At 70.3% G+C, this 23,078-nt stretch carries 22 protein-coding genes; 10 read left to right on the top strand and 12 right to left on the bottom strand.

The window, feature by feature from the left end:
- Positions 1-97: 97 nt before the first annotated feature.
- Together OF819_RS20035 and OF819_RS20030 are read left to right on the top strand one after the other, a co-directional pair.
- Positions 98-517, top strand: a complete 420-nt coding sequence (locus tag OF819_RS20035; RefSeq protein WP_267244970.1) for a PLD nuclease N-terminal domain-containing protein — start codon at positions 98-100, stop codon at positions 515-517.
- Complete coding sequence (locus tag OF819_RS20030) at positions 514-1,455, top strand: isopenicillin N synthase family dioxygenase (protein ID WP_267244969.1); 942 nt, start codon at positions 514-516, stop codon at positions 1,453-1,455. Before OF819_RS20035 ends, OF819_RS20030 begins: the two co-directional genes overlap by 4 nt.
- Before the next feature lie 15 nt (positions 1,456-1,470).
- On the opposite strand, the gene OF819_RS20025 is transcribed toward OF819_RS20030, so the two are convergent.
- The 8 genes from OF819_RS20025 to hemL all read right to left on the bottom strand — a co-directional run bounded on the left by OF819_RS20025 (position 1,471) and on the right by hemL (position 10,005).
- The gene (locus OF819_RS20025; RefSeq protein ID WP_267244968.1) at positions 1,471-2,007 is read right to left on the bottom strand and encodes an SRPBCC domain-containing protein; all 537 of its coding nucleotides are present in this window, start codon (positions 2,005-2,007) and stop codon (positions 1,471-1,473) included.
- A gap of 70 nt (positions 2,008-2,077) precedes the next feature.
- Positions 2,078-3,166 (bottom strand): c-type cytochrome biogenesis protein CcsB, encoded by a 1,089-nt coding sequence (gene ccsB / locus OF819_RS20020; protein ID WP_267244967.1) that lies wholly within the window; start codon positions 3,164-3,166, stop codon positions 2,078-2,080.
- Positions 3,163-5,046 (bottom strand): cytochrome c biogenesis protein ResB, encoded by a 1,884-nt coding sequence (gene resB / locus OF819_RS20015; RefSeq protein ID WP_267244966.1) that lies wholly within the window; start codon positions 5,044-5,046, stop codon positions 3,163-3,165. The genes ccsB and resB overlap by 4 nt, the downstream gene beginning before the upstream one ends.
- A 3-nt stretch (positions 5,047-5,049) precedes the next feature.
- Entirely contained in the window at positions 5,050-5,787 is a 738-nt protein-coding gene (locus tag OF819_RS20010) for a cytochrome c biogenesis CcdA family protein (RefSeq protein ID WP_267244965.1), read from the bottom strand.
- A 3-nt stretch (positions 5,788-5,790) separates the two neighbouring features.
- Positions 5,791-6,396, bottom strand: coding sequence for a TlpA family protein disulfide reductase (locus OF819_RS20005; RefSeq protein ID WP_267244964.1), 606 nt, complete (start codon positions 6,394-6,396; stop codon positions 5,791-5,793).
- 77 nt (positions 6,397-6,473) lie between these two features.
- The gene (locus OF819_RS20000) at positions 6,474-7,709 is read right to left on the bottom strand and encodes a hypothetical protein (RefSeq protein ID WP_267244963.1); all 1,236 of its coding nucleotides are present in this window, start codon (positions 7,707-7,709) and stop codon (positions 6,474-6,476) included.
- Between the two features lie 224 nt (positions 7,710-7,933).
- Positions 7,934-8,581: a histidine phosphatase family protein gene (locus OF819_RS19995; RefSeq protein WP_267245020.1), complete on the bottom strand. Its 648-nt coding sequence runs from the start codon at positions 8,579-8,581 to the stop codon at positions 7,934-7,936.
- Between the two features lie 107 nt (positions 8,582-8,688).
- Entirely contained in the window at positions 8,689-10,005 is a 1,317-nt protein-coding gene (gene hemL / locus OF819_RS19990) for a glutamate-1-semialdehyde 2,1-aminomutase (protein ID WP_267244962.1), read from the bottom strand.
- A 117-nt stretch (positions 10,006-10,122) separates the two neighbouring features.
- On the opposite strand from hemL, the gene OF819_RS19985 reads away from it, so the two are divergent.
- The 3 genes from OF819_RS19985 (at position 10,123) to OF819_RS19975 (ending at position 12,193) form a co-directional block, all read left to right on the top strand.
- A complete protein-coding gene (locus OF819_RS19985; protein ID WP_240135503.1) occupies positions 10,123-10,677 on the top strand; it encodes a hypothetical protein in 555 nt (184 codons plus the stop codon).
- Positions 10,678-10,730: 53 nt separating this feature from the next.
- Positions 10,731-11,264, top strand: coding sequence for a GNAT family N-acetyltransferase (locus OF819_RS19980; protein ID WP_267244961.1), 534 nt, complete (start codon positions 10,731-10,733; stop codon positions 11,262-11,264).
- Positions 11,265-11,404: 140 nt separating this feature from the next.
- Positions 11,405-12,193 carry a Mut7-C RNAse domain-containing protein gene (locus OF819_RS19975; protein WP_267244960.1) on the top strand — a complete coding sequence of 263 codons (789 nt, stop codon included), beginning with the start codon at positions 11,405-11,407 and terminating at the stop codon, positions 12,191-12,193.
- Here the strand turns inward: OF819_RS19975 and OF819_RS19970 are convergent.
- Together OF819_RS19970 and OF819_RS19965 are read right to left on the bottom strand one after the other, a co-directional pair.
- Positions 12,178-12,888 carry an AAA family ATPase gene (locus OF819_RS19970; RefSeq protein WP_267244959.1) on the bottom strand — a complete coding sequence of 237 codons (711 nt, stop codon included), beginning with the start codon at positions 12,886-12,888 and terminating at the stop codon, positions 12,178-12,180. The two genes, OF819_RS19975 and OF819_RS19970, sit on opposite strands and share 16 nt — an antisense overlap.
- Before the next feature lie 62 nt (positions 12,889-12,950).
- On the bottom strand, positions 12,951-13,442 hold the full coding sequence (locus OF819_RS19965; RefSeq protein ID WP_267244958.1) for a hypothetical protein: 492 nt from the start codon (positions 13,440-13,442) through the stop codon (positions 12,951-12,953).
- A 194-nt stretch (positions 13,443-13,636) separates the two neighbouring features.
- Here OF819_RS19965 and OF819_RS19960 point away from each other — a divergent pair, with 194 nt between their 5' ends.
- Positions 13,637-14,431 carry an SDR family NAD(P)-dependent oxidoreductase gene (locus OF819_RS19960; RefSeq protein ID WP_267244957.1) on the top strand — a complete coding sequence of 265 codons (795 nt, stop codon included), beginning with the start codon at positions 13,637-13,639 and terminating at the stop codon, positions 14,429-14,431.
- A gap of 41 nt (positions 14,432-14,472) precedes the next feature.
- On the opposite strand, the gene OF819_RS19955 is transcribed toward OF819_RS19960, so the two are convergent.
- Entirely contained in the window at positions 14,473-15,666 is a 1,194-nt protein-coding gene (locus tag OF819_RS19955; RefSeq protein WP_267244956.1) for an RtcB family protein, read from the bottom strand.
- 215 nt (positions 15,667-15,881) lie between these two features.
- Between OF819_RS19955 and OF819_RS19950 the strand changes: the two genes are divergently transcribed.
- The 3 genes from OF819_RS19950 (at position 15,882) to OF819_RS19940 (ending at position 19,257) form a co-directional block, all read left to right on the top strand.
- Positions 15,882-16,781, top strand: coding sequence for a DUF3558 domain-containing protein (locus OF819_RS19950; RefSeq protein ID WP_267244955.1), 900 nt, complete (start codon positions 15,882-15,884; stop codon positions 16,779-16,781).
- 132 nt (positions 16,782-16,913) lie between these two features.
- A complete protein-coding gene (locus OF819_RS19945) occupies positions 16,914-17,768 on the top strand; it encodes a DUF3558 domain-containing protein (protein ID WP_267244954.1) in 855 nt (284 codons plus the stop codon).
- 145 nt (positions 17,769-17,913) lie between these two features.
- Positions 17,914-19,257: a DUF2637 domain-containing protein gene (locus tag OF819_RS19940; protein WP_267244953.1), complete on the top strand. Its 1,344-nt coding sequence runs from the start codon at positions 17,914-17,916 to the stop codon at positions 19,255-19,257.
- Between the two features lie 107 nt (positions 19,258-19,364).
- Here OF819_RS19940 and lysS read toward each other — a convergent pair whose 3' ends face one another.
- Positions 19,365-21,107 carry a lysine--tRNA ligase gene (lysS, locus tag OF819_RS19935; protein WP_267244952.1) on the bottom strand — a complete coding sequence of 581 codons (1,743 nt, stop codon included), beginning with the start codon at positions 21,105-21,107 and terminating at the stop codon, positions 19,365-19,367.
- A 154-nt stretch (positions 21,108-21,261) separates the two neighbouring features.
- On the opposite strand from lysS, the gene argS reads away from it, so the two are divergent.
- On the top strand, positions 21,262-23,022 hold the full coding sequence (gene argS, locus OF819_RS19930) for an arginine--tRNA ligase (protein WP_267244951.1): 1,761 nt from the start codon (positions 21,262-21,264) through the stop codon (positions 23,020-23,022).
- Positions 23,023-23,078 lie beyond the last annotated feature (56 nt).

Below are 23,078 nucleotides of genomic sequence, written 5' to 3'. Positions count from 1 at the left end.
CTGCGCGCGCCCCGCGCAGAACAGACGGCCGGATACCCTGGGCCGTGTCACCTGGGCCGCGCAGGCCCGCCGCCGCACTCTGGGGGACGCGTCCACCATGCTCAGGGCCCTGATGTTTCTCGTGCCGCTGGCACTGACCATCTATGCGTTCATCGACTGCCTCAACACCCCCGAGGACGAGGCCAAGCATCTGCCCAAGATCGCCTGGGTCTTCATCATCCTGCTCTTCTGGATCGTCGGCCCGGTCGTGTGGCTGGCGGCGGGCAAGACACGCCGTGTGGCGGCGAACGGCCGCACCCCCTCCGAGTGGCACCGCGGCCGCCGGCCGAAATGGGTGGCGCCGGACGACAATCCCGAGTTCCTCCAGTCGCTGCGCGATGAGAAGCAGCGTCAGGAGAGACCGCGTAAGAGCAACCAGGAAGAGAGCGAGCAGGACGAGGGCAAGCACGACGAGGGCAAGCAGGACGAGCGGCGCGAGCGCGAGCAGGGGCAGGGCGAGGACCCCAAGCAGCCATGACGGCGTCCGGTGCGCGTATCCCCACGGTCGATCTGAGCGCCTGGCTCACCGGCGGCCCCGAGACCCGTGCCCGTACCGCCGCAGCCGTGGACGCCGCTCTGCGCACCGCGGGATTCCTGATGGTCGCCGGGCATGGCGTCGACCGGTCGCTGCGGGCGGAGATCCGCGAGCTGGCCCGTGGCTTCTTCCGGCTTCCGGCCCCCGTCAAGGAGGCGTACGCGGTGCGGGTCGGCGGCCGCGGCTGGCTCGGTCCGGGCGCGGAGGCCAACGGCTATGCGGAGGGCACCGAGACCCCGCCCGATCTGAAGGAGTCGTTCTCCTTCGCCTCGTACGAGCCGACCGGCGACCCCGCGGTGGACGCCGAGTGGTTTCTGCCGAACGCCTGGCCGCGTGAGGTCCCCGGGCTGCGCCCGGCCGTGGAGCGGTATCTCAGCGCGATGCGTACGCTCTCCGACCGGCTGCTGGGACTGCTGGGCGAGGCGCTCGGCGAGGAGGAGGACTTCTTCACCCGCCACACGGCGCACCCCACCTGGGGGTTCAACATCAACTGGTATCCGGGGCGCGAGGTGGTCGGCGAGCCGCGGCCGGGCCAGTTCCGGATCGGGCCGCATACGGACTTCGGCACGGTCACGGTCCTCGACCGCCAGTCGGGCAAGGGCGGGCTGCAGGTCTTCACGGAGGAGGGCGGCTGGGAGGACGCCCCGTACGACCCGGAGGCCGATGCGCTGACGGTCAACATCGGCGATCTGATGGCTCACTGGAGCGGCGGCCGCTGGCGTTCCGGGCGGCACCGGGTGCTGCCGCCGCCCGCGGACGCACCGGCCGAGGAGCTGATGTCACTGGTGTACTTCTACGAGTGCGATCCGGGCACCGTGATCCGCGGCATCGACTCCCATGCGCATCTGCGCGCCCAGCTGAACGCGATCACGCTCGGCTGAACGACTGCCGCCTGATCACGGTCGGCTGAGCGACGGCCTCCGGGCGTACTCCTCCCGGAGCTGCCGCCAGCGGTCCATGGTCCAGGCGGACCAGTCCGCGGGCCGCCCGTCCAGCGCATCGTCCAGCAGTTCGAAATGCCGGTGCCATCCGGCGAGGCAGTCGAGCCGGAAGTCCTCGTCGCCGCGGAACTCATTGGTGAAGCGCAGCACCGTCGCAAACGAGTCGGCGGGCGGCGGCTCCATATGGAACCGCATCCGCCCGTGCCGCTCGACCGTGTACTCCGCGACGGACTCCCGCTCCCAGGCGGTGACCCGCCCGGACACGACGGTGTGCCGGTTGTCTGTGTTTGTGTTCAGCCAGCGCAGGGTCACGTCTCCGCCGAGCCGCGGCTCCAGCAGATCCGCGGCCGCCAGCCACTGGGGCAGGCCCTCCGGTGTGGCCACGGCGGCCCACACATAGACGACGGGGTGCGGCAGATGCAGCACGAAGTGCAGCACGTGCTCGCCGTCGCGGGTCTCGCTGGCGCCATAGGGAATCGCTTCACTGCCCATGGCACCAGCGTCACGCCGCCGGAACGCGCCCGCTACCGCAGGACGACCGGTCAGACGCCCGCGCAGCCGGTCAGACGCCCGCGTAGCCGTGGAGGCTGTTCACGAACAGATTGACGCCGTAGTAGTTGAACAGCCAGCAGGCGAAGGCGACCAGCGCCAGACAGGCGGCCTTGCGGCCCTTCCAGCCGGCCGTGGCGCGGGCGTGGAGGTAGGCGGCGTAGGCGACCCAGGTGATGAAGGACCACACCTCCTTGGCGTCCCAGCCCCAGTACCGGCCCCAGGCGTCCCCGGCCCAGATCGCCCCGGCGATGATCGTGAAGGTCCACAGCGGGAAGACGGCCGCGTTGACGCGGTAGGCGAACTTGTCCAGCGAGGCGGCCGAGGGCAGCCGTTCCAGGACGGAGCTGGCGAAGCGGCCGGGGCTGCCGCCGCGGGCGAGCTTCGCCTCGTACGAGTCGCGGAAGAGGTACAGCAGGGTGCCGACCGCGCCGAGGTAGAAGACCGCGCCGCAGAAGATGGCCGTGGAGACATGGATCCACAGCCAGTACGAGTGCAGCGCCGGGACCAGCTGGTCGCTCTCGGTGTACAGCCAGGTGGTGGCGATGCCCAGGTCGGCGAGGACGGTCGCGACGAGCAGCAGCCCCATCCAGCGGATGTTCTTCTTCGCGGCGAGGAAGCCCAGGTACGCGCCGACCGCCACCGTGGAGAAGGTGATGGAGAACTCGTACATATTGCCCCAGGGGGCACGCTGCACGGAGAGCGCGCGGGCGAGGACGCCCGCGGCCTGGATGAGGAAGGCGAGGACGGTCAGGGAGACGGCGATCCGTCCGTACAGATCGCCCTTCTCGGTGCCGCCGTGGGCGCCGGGGCCGTCCGGGACGTCCCGCTGCCCGGCGGCGGAGCGGGTGATGACCTTGGGCCGCTCCAGGACGGCGGCGCCGCCTGCCCTGGTCTGTACGACGGGGCCCGCGGCGGTCTTCGCGGCGGGGCCGGCGTCCGTGGTCAGCGCGGCGGCGGTGCGGCCCACCTTGCTGCGGCTGCCGAAGACCCACTCGGCGATATGGGCGAGGAAGGCCAGGGTGTACACGGCCATCGCCGAGTAGATCAGCACATTGCTGATGCTGGCGAGGTTCTCGTTGGTCGCGGCGGCGAGAGTCACTTCTCAGCCCCTTCGGCAGATGTGTCCACGGTGTCCGCGGAGTTCACGGAGTCCTCGTTGCTCTCTGCGCCCCCGGCCTTCTCGACGCCCGGGGGATCAGGCGTCGCGGCGGTGGGCGTCTCGGCGGTCGGCATCGCGGCGTGCAGGGTCGCGGCGAGGTCGGCCAGCTCCTCCGGCAGCTTCGCCGACTCGCTGCGGCCGAGGGCCGCCATTTCGACGACGGTGACGCCGTCCTCGCCCGTCCGGGCCCGCACCCACACCCGGCGGCGCTGGATGAACAGCGACGCGGCAAGACCGGCGATCGCGGCGATCGCGCCGCCGAGAGCCCAGCCGTTGCCCGGCTGCTGCGAGATCTGGAAACTGGCCCACTCCTTCACCTCTTTCTCGAAGGTGATGGAGCCCGCGCCGTCCGGCAGCTCAAGGGTCTCGCCCGGCAGCAGCGACTTCTTCAGCACATTGCCGTCGGCGTCCTTGAACGGCGTCATCTTGCGGGTGTCGAGCTGGTACACGTTCTGCGGCAGTCCGGAGTCGACGCCCAGGCTGCCGTGGTACGCGCCGACGTTCAGCACCGGGAACTCCAGCCCCGGGAACTGGGAGAACATCTGGCCGCTGCCCTTGCCCCCGTACGTCGGCACGAAGAACGCGGCGAAGCCGAGCTGATCGCGCTTGCCGTCCTTGTCGCGGTAGCCGTCCATCACCTTGATCGCGCCGGTGGAGGACACCTTGTCGTCGATGGGCAGCAGCGGCACCGCGCCGTTGAAGACGACCTTGCCGCGCCCGTCCTTGACGGTGACGACGGGCGCATAGCCGTGGGACAGCAGATAGACCTTGGTGCCGTCGATGACGAGCGGCTTGTTCACCTCGATGGCGGCCTTGTGGTCCTTGCCGTCGCCCTGCGAGTAGGTGACGTCCGCCCGGAAGGTGCGGGGGGTGCCGCGCTGCGGGCCCGTCTTCTCGTATGTGCCGGTGAACTCGTCCAGGGAGATGGAGAACGGCGCCAGCTCGTCGGTGCTGAACAGCGAACCGGACTTGAAGTCGTCGTACTGGGTGAGGGTGTTGGAGAAGCCGGTCCCCTCCACCATCAGCTTGCCGCCCTCGGACTTCAGCAGCTGGCCGACGGCGAACGCCACCAGCATCACGATCAGCGCGATATGGAAGACCAGGTTCCCGGCCTCGCGCAGATACCCCTTCTCGGCGGCCACGGCGTCGCCGACCGTGTGGGCGCGGAAGCGGCGCTTGGCGAGCAGCCTCCCCGCGGCCTCGCGGACCTGCTCCGGCGCGGCCTCCGTACGCCAAGTGGTGTACGCGGGCAGCCGGGTCAGCCGGCCGGGCGCGCCGGGCGGGCGGGAGCGCAGCTGGCCGACGAACTGCCAGGAGCGCGGCACGATGCAGCCGATGAGGGAGACGAACAGCAGGATGTAGATCGCCGAGAACCACACCGAGCTGTAGACGTCGAAGAGCTGGAGCTTGTCGTAGATCGGGGCGAGGGTCTCGTGCTCGGCCTTGAAGTCCTGGACCTTGAGGTCGTTCACGCTGTTCTGCGGGATGAGCGAGCCGGGGATCGCGCCCAGGGACAGCAGGAAGAGCAGGATCAGCGCGACCCGCATCGAGGTGAGCTGCCGCCAGAACCAGCGCAGCCAGCCGATGACGCCGAGGACCGGGCCGCCGGCCGGACCGGCGGCGCCCGGAGTGTCGCCGACGTCGTCCTTCGGGGCGGTGGAGAGCCTTTCCCCGGCTTCGCCGAGGTCGGCCGTGCGCAGTTCGTCGCGCTCTTCGCCCGCCTCCGTCCTGCCCGCCTCGGTCTTGCCCGCCTCGGTCTTGCCCGTGTCTGTCCTGCCCGTCTCGGTCCTGCTTGCGTCTGTCCTGCTCGTGGAACTCATGGGTCAGATCCCCACCGTGAAGCCGTTGGACCACACCTGCATCTGCTGGACCATCGTGTCCCATGCACCTGTGAGCAGCAGCAGACCGGTCGCGATCATCATGCCGCCGCCGATGCGCATCACCCACGCATAGTGCCGCTTGACCCAGCCGAACGCACCGAGCGCCTTGCGGAAGGCGACGGCGGCGAGCACAAATGGCAGTCCGAGACCGAGGCAGTACGCGACCGACAGCAGCGCCCCGCGCCCGGCGCTGCCCTGTTCGGCGGCGAGCGCGTTGACGGCGGTCAGCGTGGGGCCGACGCACGGGGTCCAGCCAATGCCGAAAAGCGCGCCCAGCAGCGGCGCGCCCAGCAGCCCGGTGGCGGGCCGCCTGTGGAAGCGGAACTCCCGCTGAGTCATCCAGGGCATCAGCCCCATGAAGAGGACGCCCATGAGGATCATCAGCACGCCGAGGACGGTCGTGAGGGTCTCTCGGTGCTCCTGGAGCGTCCAGCCCGCGTACCCGAAGAGGGCCCCGCCGGAGACGAAGACGCCGGTGAAGCCGAGGACGAAGAGGGAGGCGCCGGCGACCATCCGGCCGCGCCTGGCCTCCGCGAGATCGGTGCCGGTGACCCCGGTCACGTACGAGAGATAGCCGGGCACGAGCGGCAGCACGCACGGGGAGAAGAAGGAGATCAAACCGGCGAGCAGCGCAATGGGAAGGGCCAGCAGGAGCGCCCCGCCGACGACCGTTTCAGTCATCGGCTACTTCTCCGCGATCAGCGGGTCGATCATCGAGCGGAGTTTCTTCTCGTCCACCCCGCCCGCGGCGCGGGCCGCGATCTTCCCTTCCCGGTCCAGCACGATCGTCGTGGGAATGGACTGCGGGTTGAGGCTGCCCTTGGGGAAGCCATGGACGATCAGCTTGCCGTTCGGGTCGTAGAGGCTGGGGTACTCGATTCCCCAGTCCTTCTCAAAGTTGATCGCGGGGCCCTTCTCGGGGTCGCGGGTGTTGATTCCGACGAACTGGACGCCGTCCTTCTCGGTCTCCTTGGAGACCTTCGCCAGATGCTTGGCCTCGGCGCGGCACGGTCCGCACCAGGAGCCCCAGATGTTCAGCACGACGACCTTGCCCTTGAGGTCGGCCACGTCGAGATGCTCCCCGGTGAGCGTCTCACCGGCCAGCTCCTTGACGGCCTGCCGCTCCCCCTTGGCGACCGTGGCGACTCCGCCGGTTCCGCTGACGAAGTTGGAGTTGCCGCCCCCGCCGGACTTGCCGCCGTCCGCACTGCAGGCGGTCAGGGCGAGCGCGCAGACGGCAGCCAGCGCGGCTGCCGACAGGGCGGCGCGGGGGGCTTGGCTCAGGCTCATGTGAAAAGTTTCGCATGAGCCTCTGGGCGATCTTCCGCGCCCCCCTGCCGCGACCACGGCGTCCGGATGGCCCCTTGTCAAGAGGTCTTAAGGAAAGTGTTCCAGCCGCCCGCCGGGGACTGCCCGACCTCCAGCGTGCGCAGCTTGTCGAGCACCTTCGGGTCCTGCACGTCGAGCCAGTCGCAGAACTGCCGGAAGGAGACCAGACGTACGTCCTTCTTGCCCGCCATCTGCTTGAGCGCCTCCTCGACCGCGTCCATGTAGATGCCGCCGTTCCAGTCCTCGAAGTGGTTGCCTATGTAGAACGGCGCGCGATTGGTCTCGTAGGCGCGCTTGAAGCCCGCGACATAGGCGTCCGTGGCCTGCTTCTTCCACTCCGGGTAGCGCGAGGGCATTCCCTTGGTCGTGTTCTTCGACTGATTGGCAAGCATGTTGTAGTCCATGGACAGCACCTCGAAAGAACGCCCCGGGAAGGGAATCTGCTGCAGCGGCAGATCCCAGACGTCCATCTTCTTCACGGGCCACTTCTGGAAGCCGCCCGGCGAGCTGGCGTCATAGCGCCAGCCCAGCTTCTTGGCGGTGGGCAGCAGCTTGTCCTGGCCGAGGAGACAGGGGGTACGGCCGCCGACGAGCTCCTTGCGGTAGTCGAAGGGCAGCGGGTCGAGATCCTTCCAGCCGGAGTTGGTGCGCCACTCTGTGACAAAGGACACAGCCTGGTCGATCTCGCTCTGCCAGTCCGCCGGGGACCAGTTGCCCACCGAGCCGGATCCGGCGCAGAAATGGCCGTTGAAATGCGTGCCTATCTCATGCCCGTCGAGCCATGCCTGGCGTATGTACTTCAGCGTGTCCTTGATGTGCTGATCGGTGAGATAGCCGATGTCCGACGCGCCGATGCGGTTGTTCGGCGGGCGGTACAGCGTCTTCTTCGACTCGGGGAGCAGATAGATCCCCGACAGGAAGAACGTCATCGCCGCGTCATGGTTCTTGGCAAGCTCCAGGAAGCGCGGGAAGAGGCCGTTGCCCACGTCGCCCGCGCCGTCCCAGGAGAAGATCACAAACTGCGGAGGGGTCTCGCCCGGCTCCAGCGGCACGGGCTTGTCGGGCTGGTTCGGCTGCTTCCCCGTGTCGGAGGTGGAGCCGTCGCCGATAAGCCTCCCCTCCGCCTTGGAGGGCGACGGACTGCCCCCGCCGCCGCCCTTGCCCGTGCCGCTCTTCCCGCCCCCGTCGGCCCCGGATCCGCACCCCGCGATCCCGATCGCCGCGGCGGCCCCAAGGCCCGCCCCGAGCAGGCCCCTTCGAGTGATGTCGCGCATATCGTCGTCCCCATCCGGCCCTCATGGAGAAGAGAGAGCCCATCCAAACCGGCAAAGGGAGAGATGCGGGATGGATGGAGACGGTTCCGGACAGACGTACCCAATTTTGAACACGCGACCGATCGACGCCGGGCCTCTCGGGCCCCGGGAGCGGCTTCTTCCCCCACCGGCCCCGTTGCCAGCGCCTTGCCAGGCGGGGGGGGAGCCCCGGCAAAGGGGACCGCCTACGCGCCGAAGGCCTTCGACTTGCCCTTCACCGGCTTCGCCCCCGCCAGCAAGTGCGCCGGCACCAGATCCCTCGCCGGCTCGCTGTAACCCACGGAAACGATCTTGTTGCCCTGATAGGTGAAGCTCGTCAGCGAGGCCAGGGTGCACTGCCGACGCCTCGGGTCATGCCACAGCCGCCGCCGTTCCACGAAGCTGCGCACGATCCAGATCGGGAGCTGATGGCTGACGCACACGACCTCATGGCCCCGCGCCGCGTCCCGCGCGGCGCTCAGCGCGCCCATCATCCGGACGACCTGCTCGATGTACGGCTCCCCCCAGGACGGGCGGAACGGATTGGTCAGGTGCTTCCAGTTGGCGGGCCGGCGCAGCGCGCCGTCGCCCACGCCGAAGGTCTTGCCCTCGAAGACGTTGCCCGCCTCGATCAGACGGTCGTCGGTGTCGACGGTCAGTCCGTGCGCCTTGGCGATGGGCGCCGCGGTCTCCTGCGCCCGCTCCAGCGGGGAGGCGATGACCCGGGTGATGTCGCGGGAGGCGAGGTGGTCGGCGACGCGGTCGGCCATCTGCCGGCCGAGGTCGGAGAGGTGGTAGCCGGGCCGGCGGCCGTAGAGCACACCATCCGGGTTGTGCACCTCGCCGTGGCGCATCAGATGCACCACGGTGATGTCGTCGCCGCCGACGGCGTCCCCGTAGCCCAGCCCCTCGGCCAGACCGCTCCTCAGCCCGCTCTTCATCCCGCTTCCCAGCTCGCCCGTCATGCGACCGCCTCCGCGGCGGCGCGCGCGGCGGCGGGCAGCGCGGCCGCGATCCGCTCGATCGCCCGGTCGTCGTGCGCGGTCGAGACAAACCAGGACTCGAAGGCCGACGGCGGCAGATACACCCCGTTCGACAGCATCGAGTGGAAGAACGCATTGAAGCGGAAAGCTTCCTGCCGCTTGGCGTCCTCGTAGTCGCGCACCTCGCGGTCCGTGAAGAACACGGAGAACATGTTGCTCGCGGTCTGCAGCCGGTGCGCCACGCCCTCCTTGGCGAGCGCGCCCGTCACCAGGCCCTGGATTTCCCGCGAGACGGCGTCGACCTTCTCGTACGCGGCGTCGTCGAGGAGCTTGAGCTGCGCCAGGCCCGCGGCCGTGGCGACCGGGTTCCCGGAGAGCGTGCCCGCCTGGTAGACGGGCCCGGCCGGGGCGAGGTGCGCCATCACATCGGCGCGGCCGCCGAACGCCGCCGCCGGGAAGCCGCCGCCCATCACCTTGCCGAAGGTCATCAGGTCGGGGGCGACGCCGTCGACGCCGTACCAGCCCGCCCTGGAAGTACGGAAGCCGGTCATCACCTCGTCCGAGATGTACAGCGCGCCGTTCTTCTCGCAGGCGGCCTTCAGTCCGGCGTTGAAGCCGTCGCGCGGCGGGACGACGCCCATGTTGCCCGGCGACGCCTCGGTGATCACACAGGCGATCTCGCCGGGGTGCGCGTGGAACGCGGCGTGCACGGCCTCCAGGTCGTTGTACGGCAGCACGATGGTGTCGCCCGCCTGCGCGCCGGTGACGCCCGGCGTGTCCGGCAGCCCGAAGGTGGCCACGCCGGAACCGGCGGCCGCGAGCAGCGCGTCCACATGGCCGTGGTAGCACCCCGCGAACTTGATCACCTTGGCGCGGCCGGTGAATCCGCGGGCCAGCCGGATCGCGGACATCGTCGCCTCAGTGCCGCTGGACACCAGCCGCACCTGTTCCACCGGCGTCACCCGCGCGACGATCTCCTCGGCGAGCGCGACCTCGCCCTCGCCCGGCGTCCCGAAGGATGTGCCGCGCGCCACGGCCGCCTGGACGGCCTGGGTGACGGCCGGGTGGGCATGCCCGAGGATCATGGGTCCCCAGGAGCAGACGAGGTCGACGTATTCACGGCCGTCCGCGTCGGTGAGATACGGGCCGTCGCCGGACACCATGAACCGGGGCGTGCCGCCCACGGCGCGGAAGGCGCGGACGGGAGAGTTCACGCCGCCGGGCGTCACGAGGGACGCGCGGTCGAAGAGCGTCTGCGAAACTGGGGCGTCATAGGGAAAGCTCACGGAATCCATGGTGGCAGAGGCCGGGACGTTCTCCGAGGACGGGTGTTTCACCGCACGTTGTCGGGGGAGGTGTTTGTCACGATGATCGGGTTGCGCGGCGGGGGCTGCGAGTGGTCGGGTGGAGATATGCATCGCGGTGGCGGACTGGGCGAGGGGACCGACGATCTGGGCCCTGAGCCTGCCCGGCGGGGAAAGCATCGGCGGCACGGCGCGGAGGAGCCCGCGGGAAGCAGGAGCGGCCGAGTGGGGGTGACCTACAAGTACTTCGGGGCTCCCGACGGCGCTACCGCGGCCCGTGTGCCGATCTCGATGCGCCCTGAGGAGCTGGGCGGCGACGAGCTCGGCATGGGCGGGATGTTCACCAAGATCAAGCCCGAGACGATAGCCGCGATGGTGCTGACCGGCATCCAGGGCATGCCGCTGCACAAGGTGCCGCCGCTGGAGCTGGTGGTGCTGCACCCCGACTACGCGGTGGTCAAGCTTCCGATGACGACGGTCGACCCCTTGCGCGACGTCGGCGAGGAGTCGGTGGGCGCGGCGGCGTTCATCTGGTCGACGGTGCCGGACAGGGGCGGGCCGCGGGACGCGTTCGACGTCTATCAACTGCTCCACGAATGGCAAGATTTCAGCCATCGTCTGCACGAGGCGGGGCATCAGCCGTACTGCCTGGTCTGGCCGTAGGCCCTGGAGCCGCGCGGCGGCCGGCGTCCCGCCCGCCGCCTACAGTGCGGGGCATGGACACCAGACCCCCGGCGGTGCGCATCGAGCCGTGGACGGAAGCCGACCTCGGGCTGCTCCGCGCGGCGAACTCGCCCGCGCTGATGGACCACCTCGGCGGGCCCGAGACCGAGGAGCAGCTGCTCAGCAGGCATCGGCGGTATGTCGAGCTGAGCGCGGACACGACCGGCAGGGGCCGGATGTACTCCATCGTCGCCGAGGCCGACGGGGCAGCCGTCGGCACGACCGGCTACTGGGAGCAGAACTGGCAGGGGCGGACCGTGTACGAGACGGGATGGACGGTCCTGCCCGCACACCAGGGCCGCGGTCTGGCCACGGCCGGCGCCCTGGCGGTCGTCCGGGCGGCCAGGGCCGCGCGGCGGCACCGCTTTCTGCACGCCTTCCCGTCCGTCGGCAACGCCGCGTCGAACGCGGTGTGCCGCAGGGCGGGGTTCTCGCTGATGGGCGAGTGCGCCTTCGAGTACCCGCCCGGCCATATCGGCCGCTCCCACGACTGGCGGCTCGACCTGTGGCCCGAGGCGAACGCCTGAGACGGCCCCCGGCCCCGGCAGACGCACCCCGAGGCCGTGAGCCCCCGAGACCGCGAGCCCCACGCCTCTGAGCCTCTGAGCCCCGCGCCGGGCGGAAACGGCGTGGCCGGGCCGTACCCCCCGATGACATCCTGGGCAGCGTGAACGGACCGGTCATCACCCTCGCTGTCGCGCCCGCGCTGCGCCTCTTCGTACCCGCGGAACACCGCGAGGACGGCCCCGCCGACCTGGTCACCGACGGCTCGTCGACGCTCGGCCATGTCGTCGAGTCGCTCGGCGTGCCGCTGACGGAGGTCGGCAGGCTCGTCGTCGACGGCCGGGACACGCCGGTCTCGCACATCCCGCGCGCCGGCGAACACGTCGAGGTGTACGGGGTCGAGCGCCCGCAGCGTGTCCCCGGCGCCCCGCTGCGCTTCCTGCTCGACGTCCATCTGGGCACCCTGGCGCGGCGGCTGCGCCTCCTCGGCGTCGACGCGGCGTACGAGAACGAGGACATCGGCGACGCGGCGCTGGCGGCGCTTTCGGCGCGTGAGCGCCGGGTGCTCCTCTCCCGCGACCGCGGTCTGCTGCGCCGCCGTGAGATCTGGGCGGGCGCGTATGTCTACAACGACCGTCCCGACGCCCAACTGCACGAGGTCCTCGACCGGTTCGCGCCCGCGCTAGCCCCGTGGACGCGCTGCACGGCCTGCAACGGCCCGCTCGTGGACGCCGACAAGGACGAGGTGCAGGACCAGCTCCAGCAGGGCACGCAGCGCACGTATGACGTCTTCGCGCGGTGCACGGCCTGCGGCAGGGTGTACTGGCGCGGCGCACACCACTCCCGGCTGGAGGCGATCGTCCGCAGAGCGGTGCGCCACATGGAGCGGATGGAGCAGACAGAGCAGTCGGAGTCCGCTCAGTCTGCTCAGTCTGCTCAGTCGACGATGTGACGCAGATAGGCCTGCGGGTCGGCGAGATACCGCCGCCAGTGGTCGACGACCGCCAGCTCCCGCCAGGCGACGCGCCGCATGCCGTGCTCGCCGACCTCGACGACGTCCGCGCCCGGCAGGGCCGTCAGCAGCGGTGAGTGGGTGGCGCAGACGACCTGGCCGCCTTTCCTGGCCAGCTGGTCGAGATGGCCGATCAGCTCCAGGCAGGAGGAGAAGGACAGCGCCGCCTCGGGCTCGTCCATCACATACAGCCCGGGCTGCAGGAACTTCCCGCGGAACGCGGCGAGAAACCCTTCCCCGTGGCTGACGGAGTCGGGGCCGAAGCCCTCCCGGTCCAGGGCGTCCAGCGCCGTCTCCGCCCGCAGGAAGAAGCCCTTGCGCGCGGCCCAGCTGCGGGCCATCCGCCGCCCGCGCGGGGAGGCGGCGTCAAATCGGATGTGCCGGCCGAGCGGCGACTTCTCGCGGTGCGAGGCATAGCGCCAGTCGTGGGAGCCGCCGTACGGGTCCAGCCCGAAGGCCTCCGCGAACGCCTCGACCAGGGTGGACTTGCCCGAGCCGTTCTCCCCGACGAGGAAGGTCACGGGCGCGGTGAAGCGCATCCCCTCGTCCAGCAGCTGCCGTACGCAGGGCACGGACCAGGGCCACCGGCGCTCATCGAGGGAAGGGACATGAGCGTATGCGCGTTCGACGATCACGCATCCAGTGTCACCCGTCCGCGTCACCGCTCCCCGGCGAGGCGCTCAGAAGACAGAGGCGCTCAGAAGACGTAGGGGTCGCCGGTCGCCGGGGCCAGCACCTGGTGCTCGTTGTTGGACGGATTGCGGTCGGTCGCGCCGCCGTTCCACATGGTGTCGATCTTCACGATGACCTCGTCCGGCGCGCCCACGGTCCGCAGATCGAGCCGCACCTGCTGGGCGGCCCCGCCGGCCCGCAGCTCGCCGGTGCCGCACAGCACCACCCGGTCGCCGCCCCACAGGCATTGCCCCGGCAGCTTCTGCGCACCCGCGAGCGGCTCGGAGAACCGCAGCCGCACGGTCGCGCCGTCCAGGGAGGCGGGGCCATGGCTCCGGCTGTGCAGCGATACGTCCAGCCGCCCGTCCAGCAGGGTGACGCTGCCGTGGTGCGCCACATCCGCCTCAGGGGCGATCACCCGGCCGCCCGCGCCCGCGCTCGCCGCCGCGCCGACCACGAGCGCGGCCGCCCCGGAGACCGCCCACAGGCCCGCGCGTCTTCCGCTTCTCCACCACATGCCGGGAACATACCCGTATCGTCCGCATATCGCCCATATCATCTGACGGCTCTTCACCCGGCGGCGCGCCGGATTCCCCCGGCTGCCGCATGGGTGCGCACCGCGCGCCCCGTGCTCGGGCCCCGTTGCGGGATCACTATCCTGGCCGCGTAGCGCCGTATCGATCACTTGCACGACAAGCGAGGAGTACGACCATGACCGCCGCCGAGACCGCCGCCGGCTCCCCTGCCGCCCCCGCGGCCCCCGTCGCCGTCGTCACCGGAGCGAGCAGCGGCATCGGCGCGGCCACCGCGCGCGGTCTCGCCGCCGCCGGCTACCACGTCATGCTCGCCGCCCGCCGCAAGGACCGCGTCGAGGCGCTCGCCGACGAGCTGACCGCGGCCGGTCACCAGGCCACGGCCTGCGCGCTCGACGTCACCGACCGCCCGGCCGTGGACGCCTTCGCCGCCGCCCTGGACCGCTGCGACGTACTGGTCAACAACGCGGGCGGCGCGCTCGGCGCGGACCCGGTCGCCACCGGCGACCCCGCCGACTGGCGTCGGATGTACGAGGTGAACGTGATCGGCACCCTCAACGTCACCCAGGCGCTGCTGCCCGCCCTCACCGCCTCCGGCGACGGCACGGTCGTCGTCCTGTCCTCCACCGCGGCCCTCGCCCCGTACGAGGGCGGCGGGGGCTATGTCGCGGCCAAGCACGGCGAGCACGTCCTCGCCGAGACCCTCCGTCTGGAGATCGTCGGCACGCCGGTGCGGGTGATCGAGATCGCGCCCGGCCTGGTCAGGACGGAGGAGTTCGCGACGACCCGCTTCCGCGGCGACAAGGAGAAGGCGGCCAAGGTCTACGCGGGCGTCTCCGCTCCGCTGACCGCCGACGACGTGGCGGACACCATCACCTGGGCGGTGACCCGCCCCTCCCACGTCAACATCGACCTCCTGGTGGTCCGCCCGCGCGCCCAGGCGTCCAATACGAAGATCCACCGCGAGCTCTGAGGCCGCGCGGCTCGCGGCAGCACCGGCGGTCGTACGGGAGATCAGCCCTTCACACAGACGACCTGCTTGAGCTTGGCGACCACCTCGACCAGGTCCTTCTGCTGGTCGATGACCCTCTCGATGGGCTTGTACGCGCCCGGGATCTCGTCCACGACGCCGGAGTCCTTACGGCACTCCACGCCCCGCGTCTGCTCCTCCAGATCGCGCGTGGAGAAGCGGCGCTTGGCGGCGTTCCGGCTCATCTTCCGGCCCGCGCCGTGCGACGCGGAGTTGAACGACGCCTCGTTCCCAAGACCCCGGACAATGTACGAGCCGGTGCCCATCGAGCCCGGGATGATGCCGTAGTCCCCGCTGCCCGCCCGGATCGCGCCCTTGCGGGTGACCAGCAGATCCATGCCGTCGTACCGCTCCTCCGCCACATAGTTGTGGTGGCAGGAGATCACCGGCTCAAAGGTGACCTTGGCCTTCTTGAACTGCTTGCGCAGCACGTTCTGCAGCAGCGCCATCATGATCGCGCGGTTGTGCTTGGCGTACTCCTGCGCCCAGAAGAGGTCGTTCCTGTAGGCCGCCATCTCCGGGGTGTCCGCGACGAAGACCGCCAGGTCGCGGTCGACGAGGCCCTGGTTGTGCGGCAGCTTGCGGGCCTCGCCGATGTGGTGGTCGGCCAGCTCCTTGCCGATGTTCCGGGAGCCGGAGTGGAGCATGAGCCACACCGCCCCGGACTCGTCCAGACACACCTCGACGAAGTGGTTTCCGGAGCCGAGCGTCCCCATCTGCTTCACAGCCCGCTCCTGACGGAACCTGACCGCTTCAGCGATCCCGTCGAAGCGCTTCCAGAAGTCGTCCCACCCCTGTGCCCCGAATCCGTACAGCCGGTCCGGGTCCACCGGCTCGTCATGCATGCCGCGGCCCACCGGGATGGCCTGCTCGATACGGGAGCGGAGGCCGGAGAGGTCGCCGGGCAGGTCGTTCGCGGTGAGGGAGGTCTTCACCGCGGACATGCCACAGCCGATGTCGACCCCGACCGCCGCCGGACAGACCGCGCCCTGCATCGCGATCACCGAGCCGACCGTCGCTCCCTTGCCGTAGTGGACGTCCGGCATCACGGCGAGACCCTTGATCCATGGCAGCGTGGAGACGTTCCGCAGCTGCTCCATGGCGACGCCCTCGACTGTCGACGGGTCCGTCCACATCCGGATCGGCACCTTCGCACCGGGCACCTCTACATACGACATACGTCCCCCTGATCCCCCGGATCACCTGAACATCACTGAACATCGCTGAACATCAACCGAAAAGCCACAAAGCGCAAAATCCCTAGCGAAGGTCCATAAAACGCTCGACGGACCGGCATCCGCGGCTGCGCGTGCGATACACATTGTGTCCATCCGCCGCCAAGAGGCGGCAAACCGTTTTTCACGGCAGTCAGCGTGGAAGGGAGCCTGGGACCGTGCAGCGAAAGGCGTACGTACCCGGCCTGGCGGCGGCGTCGCTGCTCGCGGTCCTCACGGTCGGCGGCTGCACCGCCGACGGCGGCGGCGACTCCGCCACCGACCCCAAATCCGGTGACGCCAAGACCACCGCCGCCCCCGGCAAGTACCGCACGCTCCCCGAGCCCTGCGGGTCCGTCGGCCGCGACGCGCTCCAGGAGCTGCTCCCCGGCGCCGCCGGTCTGTCCGAGGAGGCACGGCAGAAGGTCTTCCGCGGGACGTCGGACGTCACATACGACACCGACCGGCGCGTCGGCTGCCGCTGGAAGGCCGAGGCGGCGCACGCCTCGCACCAGCTCCGGGTGGACTTCGAGCGGGTCGTCTCGTACGACGTCGCCATCAGCGACGACGACCGGGCGCAGGAGGTCTTCGCCAAGAAGCAGACCGCCGCCCTCCCGGCCCCCGTCGACCCGCAGCGCGGCAAAGAAGGCCAAGACGGCAAAGACGCCGAAGACGGCGACGGCGAGGCCGACGGCTCCCCCACCGGAACCACGTCACCCTCCCCGTCCTCCTCGGCCTCGTCCTCCCCGTCCTCCTCGTCCTCCTCGTCCTCCTCCTCAGCGCCGTCCGCGGACGCGTCGGGCTCCCCCTCCGCCACCCCCTCCGGCAGCGCCGACGGCCTCCAGCCGCGCCTCCTCGACGACCTGGGGGACGCGGCCTTCCTCGACGACGACCTCGCCGGGGCCGGCGGGGCCGCCCAGCGCCGCACCGTGAGCGTGGTGTTCCGCACATCGAACGTGATCATGACCATCCGGTACGTGGAGCAGTCCGCGCCGCCCGCAGCGGCTCCGAGCAGCGAGGAAATGCAGGACAGAGCACAGAAGCTGGCCCGCAGGCTGGTCGACCAGTTCGAGGAGTGAGCCAGGAGCGGACGAGGAGTGAGCCGCGGGGACCGGCCGCGCCGAGGGGCCAGGCCCGCGTACCGTGTCGATTCCGGCCCGCCCGAACCCGGCTGGCACGACACTCCAGCACGACGACCGACTGAAGGAACCATGCACCGTTCAGCTCCGCGACTCACCCGCATCATCGCCGCAGCCGCAGCCGTCCCGGCCATGCTCGTCGTCGTCGGCTGCTCATCGGACTCCGGCGGCGGCTCTGCCGACTCGGGCAAGGACAAGGGCGGTCAGCAGCAGTCGGCCGCCGCCTCGGCCTCCCCCGAGGCGAAGAAGACGCCGGCCGTCGCCCCGGCGAAGTTCGCCGGGCTGCCCAACCCCTGCAAGACGATCTCCGAGAAGACGATCAAGGAGCTGGTGCCGGAGGCGAGCACGGGGGGCAAGGCGGGCAAGTCGTCGGACACCTCCATCAGCGGCCACTGCTCCTGGAACGCCCTGGACGACAAGGGCGTCAAGGGCTCCGACTACCGCTGGCTGGATGTCTCCCTGCTGCGCTACGACTCCCAGGAGGCCCTGGGCCTCAGCGGGCAGCAGCGCGCCGAGGAGAACTACGCCAAGGAGATCGACAAGGCCAAGGCCGCCGAGGGCGCGAAGAGCGTGAAGACGTCCCCGGCCTCCGGCGTCGGCAACGCGGCCACGGTGGTCAACTACACGCTGAACAAGACCGACGAGGACTTCACATACGCCGTGGTCGTGGCCCGCACGGAGAACGCCGTGATCACCGTCAGCTACAACGGCGCGGGATACGGCGGCGCGAAGAGCCCCTCCGCCGAGGACATGACGAAGGGCGCCGTGAAGGCGGCGAAGGAAGCGGTGGCCGCGGTGGCCGACGCCAACAAGGGCGGCGGCACGGGCGACGACAAGTCCACGGGCACGCCCTCGGACAAGGCTTCGGACAAGGCTTCGGACAAGCCCTCGGACAAGGCTTCGGAGGACGCCGCCAAGGAGCAGTGACCCGGCGGCGGCCGGGGCGGCAGCCCGGCAGCCGCTCAGCCGGAGTTCCGGAGCCCGTCACTCCCCGAAGGGACGGGCTCCGCCGCCGTGTGTCAGGCTTTGCCCGCTGGATTCGGTTGACGGGAGGGGATCGCGGGTGGCCGCGATGCAGCTGACACGCACACACCGCATACTCGTCGGCGTGGTGGTCACCGGTGCGGTGATCATCGCGGCGATCGGCTTCGCGGGTTCCTACACGGCGGTGCGCGAGCTCGCCGAGCAGAAAGGTTTCGGGGACTTCTCCCTGGTCTTCCCGATCGGCATCGACGCGGGCATCTGCGTACTGCTCGCCCTCGATCTGCTGCTGACCTGGATCCGCATCCCCTTCCCGCTGCTGCGCCAGACCGCCTGGCTGCTGACCGCCGCCACGATCGCGTTCAACGGCGCGGCCGCCTGGCCCGATCCGCTGGGCGTCGGCATGCACGCCGTGATCCCGGTCCTGTTCGTCGTCTCCGTGGAGGCGGCGCGCCACGCCGTGGGCCGGATCGCCGACATCACGGCCGACAAGCACATGGAGGGCGTACGGCTTACCCGCTGGCTGCTCTCCCCCATCCCCACCTTCCGGCTGTGGCGGCGGATGAAGCTGTGGGAACTGCGCAGCTACGAGCAGGTCATCAAGCTGGAGCAGGACCGGATGATCTACCAGGCCCGCCTTCAGGCGCGCTACGGGCGCGCCTGGCGGCGCAAGGCCCCGGTGGAGGCGCTGATGCCGCTGCGGCTGGCGAAGTACGGCGTTCCGCTGGCCGACACCGCCGCGGCGGGCCTGGCCGCGGCCGGGGTGGACCCGGTGCTGCTGCCGCCGAACCCCGTCGTCGAGTCGGCCCAGACGGCCCAGTCATCGCCGGCGAAGCAGCCTCCCGCCGAGCTGACGAAGGCGCCGGAGCGCCGTGAAGAACTGCCGGCGGCCGCAGCGCCCGAGCCCGACCGGGAAGCGGAACCGCAGCCGGAGCCGATACCGGACCCCGGCCCTGAAGCACCCGCCGAGCAGCAGCCCCAGCCGCACCCTCAGCTTCAGCCTCAGCCTCAGCCTCAGCAGCCCCAGGGACAGGCCAGCGGCCCCGTCACCCATGACAGCCCCTGGTTCGCGGCCCAGCACCTGCCTCAGGAGGCGTACCAGCAGGCGTACGAGAGCGCCTACAACCCCACGTACGTCGAGGGCCTGGAGCCCACCGCCGTCCCCGTCCCCCAGGGCCCGGCCCCGCACCCCGAGGAGCTGCCCGTCCAGGACCCGCTCCCCGTGGAGGACGGGCAGTTCGCCGAGCAGGCGTATCCGGTGTTCCGTCAGTACGTGGACCAGTACGGCGCGTTCCCCAGCAACGACCAGCTGGACATACTGCTGACGGACGTCCACGGCGTCACCCACCCGCGCAGCTCCAGCCTGCTGCGCAAGCTGCTCCCCGAGTTCCGCAACCGCTACCAGGCGGACCTGGAGGCCGAACACATCGCCTGACCCCCAGGCGGCGCTGGACAAATCCAGCCCCGCCTGGGGGTACCCCCGGACGGAGTCTGGGGGACTTTGAGGCGCGGGGGTCCGGGGGCGGAGCCCCCGGACACCGCCTACACGGCCAGGAGCTTGCGCACCCGGTCCGCCCCCACCGCGAGCAGCAGCGTCGGCAGCCGCGGCCCGGTGTCCCGGCTCACCAGCAGCCGGTACAGCAGCGCGAAGAAGGACCGCTGCGCGACCTTCAGCTCGGGCGTGGGCTTGGCGTCCGGCTCCAGGCCCGCCATCATCTTCGGCACGCCGTAGACGAGTGTGGTGAGCCCGTCCAGGGACCAGTGCGTGTCCAGCCCGTCCAGCAGCAGCCGCAGCGACTCGCGCGCCTCGTCGTCCAGCGAGCCGAGCAGCTCGGCGTCCGGCTCGGAGCGCACGATCGTGCGCGCCTCCGCCGGGACCTGGGTGGTGATCCAGTTCTCGGCGCAGTCGAGCCGCGGCCGGGCCTCGTCCAGCGAGGTCAGCGGGTTGGCCGGGTCGAGGTCGCTGAGGATGCGCAGCGTCTGCTCGTCGTGCCCCGCGGTGATGTCCACGACGGACGCCAGCGTGCGGTACGGCAGCGGGCGCGGTGTCTTCGGCAGCTCACCGGCGGCCGTGCGCACGGCGCGCGAGTGGGCGGCCGCGTCCGCGGGCAGCACAGACCCCTCCGCGACCTTGGCCTCCAGCTTGTCCCACTCGTCGTAGAGCCGCTGGATCTCCTGGTCGAAGGCGATCTTGAAGGACTGGTTGGGCTTGCGGCGCGCGTACAGCCAGCGCAGCAGCGGCGCCTCCATGATCTTCAGCGCGTCGGCCGGGGTGGGCACGCCGCCGCGCGAGGACGACATCTTCGCCATGCCGGAGATGCCGACGAAGGCGTACATCGGCCCGATGGGCTGCACTCCGCCGAAGATCTCGCGCACGATCTGCCCGCCGACCACGAACGACGACCCCGGAGAGGAGTGGTCCACGCCGCTGGGCTCGAAGATCACGCCTTCGTACGCCCAGCGCATCGGCCAGTCGACCTTCCAGACCAGCTTGCCGCGGTTGAACTCGCTCAGCCGCACGGTCTCGCCGAAGCCGCACGCCGTGCAGACATACGTCAGCTCGGTCGTGTCGTCGTTGTACGAGGAGACGGCCGTCAGGTCCTTCTCGCACTGGCCGCAGTACGGCTTGTACGGGAAGTACCCGGCCGAGCCGCCGCTGCCGTCGTCCTCGCTGGCCGCGCCCGATCCCTCGGCCGCCTCCAGCTCCGCCTCGTCGACCGGCTTCTGCGACTTCTGCGGCTTCTTCACAGGGTTCTTCTTGGTGCGGTACTGGGCGAGGATGCCGTCGATCTCCGCCCGGTGCTTCATGGCGTGCAGGATCTGCTCGCGGTAGGCGCCCGAGGTGTACTGCCGGGTCTGGCTGATCGGGTCGTACTCCACGCCCAGCGCGGCCAGCGACTCGACCATGGCGGCCTTGAAATGCTCGGCCCAGTTCGGGTGCGGGGAGCCGGCCGGGGCGGGCACGGAGGTCAGCGGCTTGCCGATGTGCTCCGCCCAGGAGTCGTCGACGCCCTCGACGCCCGCCGGCACCTTGCGGTACCGGTCGTAGTCGTCCCAGGAGATCAGATGCCGGACCTCGTAGCCGCGCCGCCGGAGCTCGTCGGCGACCAGGTGCGGGGTCATCACCTCGCGCAGATTGCCCAGGTGAATCGGGCCGGACGGCGACAGACCCGAGGCGACCACGACCGGTTTCCCGGGCGCGCGTCGCTCCGACTCTGCGATCACGTCGTCCGCGAAACGGGAGACCCAGTCGGTCTCGGTGCTGCTCTGAGCCACGATCGGCACGTCCTCAAATGCTTGATCTTGTTTCTGTGGATGCTGGCGTTAGCCATTCTCCCAGACGGGGACGGCGAAACTCGGTCCCAGGTTGCTCATGGCCCATGGGACACTTGACAGCCGACACGGACACACACGACACCCACAACAGGAACGGAAGCTCATGGCCTCGGTCCCTTCCCTCGCTTCGACCGTGCAGCAGCGCCTCGCGGACGCCCTCTCGGCAGCTCTGCCGGAGGCCGGTTCCGCGGACCCCCTGCTGCGACGAAGCGACCGGGCAGACTTCCAGGCCAACGGCATCCTGGCGCTCGCCAAGCAGCTCAAGGGCAATCCGCGCGAGCTGGCGGCCAAGGTCGTCGGCGCGCTCGACCCGGGCGCCGTCCTGAAGGACGTCGAGGTCTCAGGACCCGGCTTTCTCAACATCACCGTCTCCGACCAGGCGATCGTCGAGACCCTGGCGGCGCGCGCCGCGGACGGCCGGCTCGGCGTTCCGTACGCGGACAAGCCGGGCACCACGGTCATCGACTACGCCCAGCCGAACGTGGCGAAGGAGATGCACGTCGGGCATCTGCGCTCCGCCGTGATCGGCGCGGCGATGGCGGAGATCCTGGAGTTCACCGGCGAGAAGGTGGTCCGGCGTCACCACATCGGCGACTGGGGCACCCAGTTCGGCATGCTCATCCAGTATCTGGTCGAGCACCCCCACGAGCTGGACCACAAGGACGACAAGGCGGTCTCCGGCGAGGAGGCCATGTCCAACCTCGACCGGCTCTACAAGGCCGCGCGGGCGCTGTTCGACTCCGACGAGGAGTTCAAGGCCCGCTCCCGGGACCGGGTGGTGGCCCTCCAGTCGGGCGACCCGGAGACCCGGGCGATGTGGCAGCGGTTCGTCGACGAGTCGAAGATCTACTTCTACTCGGTCTTCGACAAGCTCGACATGAAGATCGACGACCCGGACATCGTCGGCGAGTCCGGGTACAACGACATGCTCGCCGAGACCTGCCGCCTTCTGGAGGAGTCGGGCGTCGCGGTCCGCTCCGAAGGCGCGCTCTGCGTCTTCTTCGACGACGTCAAGGGCCCGGACGGCCAGCCCGTCCCGCTGATCGTGCAGAAGTCGAACGGCGGCTTCGGCTACGCGGCCACCGACCTGTCCGCGATCCGCGACCGGGTGGCGAACCTGGGCGCGTCGACGCTGCTGTACGTGGTGGACGCCCGGCAGTCCCTCCACTTCAAGATGGTCTTCGAGACGGCCCGCCGCGCCGGCTGGCTGAACGGCGACGTCAAGGCCGTCCAGCTCGCCTTCGGCACGGTGCTCGGCAAGGACGGCAAGCCGTTCAAGACCCGTGAGGGCGAGACGGTCCGGCTGGTCGACCTCCTCGACGAGGCGATCGAGCGGGCCTCCGCGGTCGTCCGCGAGAAGGCCCAGGACCTCACGGAGGAGGAGATCGCCGAGCGGGGCGCGCAGGTCGGCGTCGGCGCGGTGAAGTACGCGGACCTGTCCACGTCCGCCGCCCGCGACTACAAGTTCGACCTGGACCAGATGGTCTCGCTCAACGGCGACACGTCCGTGTACCTCCAGTACGCGTACGCCCGCATCCAGTCCATCCTCCGCAAGTCCGGCGACGCCAAGCCCGCCGCCCACCCGGAGCTGGCGCTGGCCCCGGCCGAGCGGGCCCTCGGCCTGCACATCGACCGGTTCGGCGAGACGGTCGCGGAGGTCGCCGCCGGGTACGAGCCGCACAAGCTGGCCGCGTACCTCTACCAGCTGGCGTCCCTCTACACCACCTTCTACTCGGAGTGCCCGGTCCTGAAGGCGGACACCCCGGCCCAGGTCGAGAACCGCCTCTTCCTCTGCGACATCACCGCCCGCACGCTCCACCAGGGCATGGCCCTGCTGGGCATCCGCACGCCCGAGCGGCTCTGACCGCACCCATCCGCCCTCTGGCCCTGTGAACCCAGTTCACCGGGCCAGGGGTCTAT

It is taken from the genome of Streptomyces sp. PR69, assembly GCF_026420845.1.
In the GTDB taxonomy this organism is placed as follows: domain Bacteria; phylum Actinomycetota; class Actinomycetes; order Streptomycetales; family Streptomycetaceae; genus Streptomyces.
Note: the sequence above shows the minus strand (reverse complement) of the source record. Positions and strands in the feature narration are given on the sequence as shown.

What these genes read in the sequence shown, in the direction of transcription:
- OF819_RS20035 (WP_267244970.1), top strand. Translation starts at nt 98, where the DNA reads ATGCTCAGGGCCCTGATGTTTCTCGTGCCGCTGGCACTGACCATCTAT.
- argS (WP_267244951.1), top strand. Translation starts at nt 21,262, where the DNA reads ATGGCCTCGGTCCCTTCCCTCGCTTCGACCGTGCAGCAGCGCCTCGCG.
- OF819_RS20025 (WP_267244968.1), bottom strand. Translation starts at nt 2,007, where the DNA reads ATGGGCAGTGAAGCGATTCCCTATGGCGCCAGCGAGACCCGCGACGGC.
- OF819_RS20030 (WP_267244969.1), top strand. Translation starts at nt 514, where the DNA reads ATGACGGCGTCCGGTGCGCGTATCCCCACGGTCGATCTGAGCGCCTGG.
- OF819_RS19965 (WP_267244958.1), bottom strand. Translation starts at nt 13,442, where the DNA reads ATGTGGTGGAGAAGCGGAAGACGCGCGGGCCTGTGGGCGGTCTCCGGG.
- OF819_RS19945 (WP_267244954.1), top strand. Translation starts at nt 16,914, where the DNA reads ATGCACCGTTCAGCTCCGCGACTCACCCGCATCATCGCCGCAGCCGCA.
- hemL (WP_267244962.1), bottom strand. Translation starts at nt 10,005, where the DNA reads ATGGATTCCGTGAGCTTTCCCTATGACGCCCCAGTTTCGCAGACGCTC.
- OF819_RS19955 (WP_267244956.1), bottom strand. Translation starts at nt 15,666, where the DNA reads ATGTCGTATGTAGAGGTGCCCGGTGCGAAGGTGCCGATCCGGATGTGG.
- OF819_RS19940 (WP_267244953.1), top strand. Translation starts at nt 17,914, where the DNA reads ATGCAGCTGACACGCACACACCGCATACTCGTCGGCGTGGTGGTCACC.
- OF819_RS20000 (WP_267244963.1), bottom strand. Translation starts at nt 7,709, where the DNA reads ATGCGCGACATCACTCGAAGGGGCCTGCTCGGGGCGGGCCTTGGGGCC.
- OF819_RS19995 (WP_267245020.1), bottom strand. Translation starts at nt 8,581, where the DNA reads ATGCGCCACGGCGAGGTGCACAACCCGGATGGTGTGCTCTACGGCCGC.
- OF819_RS19960 (WP_267244957.1), top strand. Translation starts at nt 13,637, where the DNA reads ATGACCGCCGCCGAGACCGCCGCCGGCTCCCCTGCCGCCCCCGCGGCC.
- OF819_RS20005 (WP_267244964.1), bottom strand. Translation starts at nt 6,396, where the DNA reads ATGAGCCTGAGCCAAGCCCCCCGCGCCGCCCTGTCGGCAGCCGCGCTG.
- OF819_RS19985 (WP_240135503.1), top strand. Translation starts at nt 10,123, where the DNA reads ATGCATCGCGGTGGCGGACTGGGCGAGGGGACCGACGATCTGGGCCCT.
- OF819_RS20010 (WP_267244965.1), bottom strand. Translation starts at nt 5,787, where the DNA reads ATGACTGAAACGGTCGTCGGCGGGGCGCTCCTGCTGGCCCTTCCCATT.
- resB (WP_267244966.1), bottom strand. Translation starts at nt 5,046, where the DNA reads ATGAGTTCCACGAGCAGGACAGACGCAAGCAGGACCGAGACGGGCAGG.
- OF819_RS19980 (WP_267244961.1), top strand. Translation starts at nt 10,731, where the DNA reads ATGGACACCAGACCCCCGGCGGTGCGCATCGAGCCGTGGACGGAAGCC.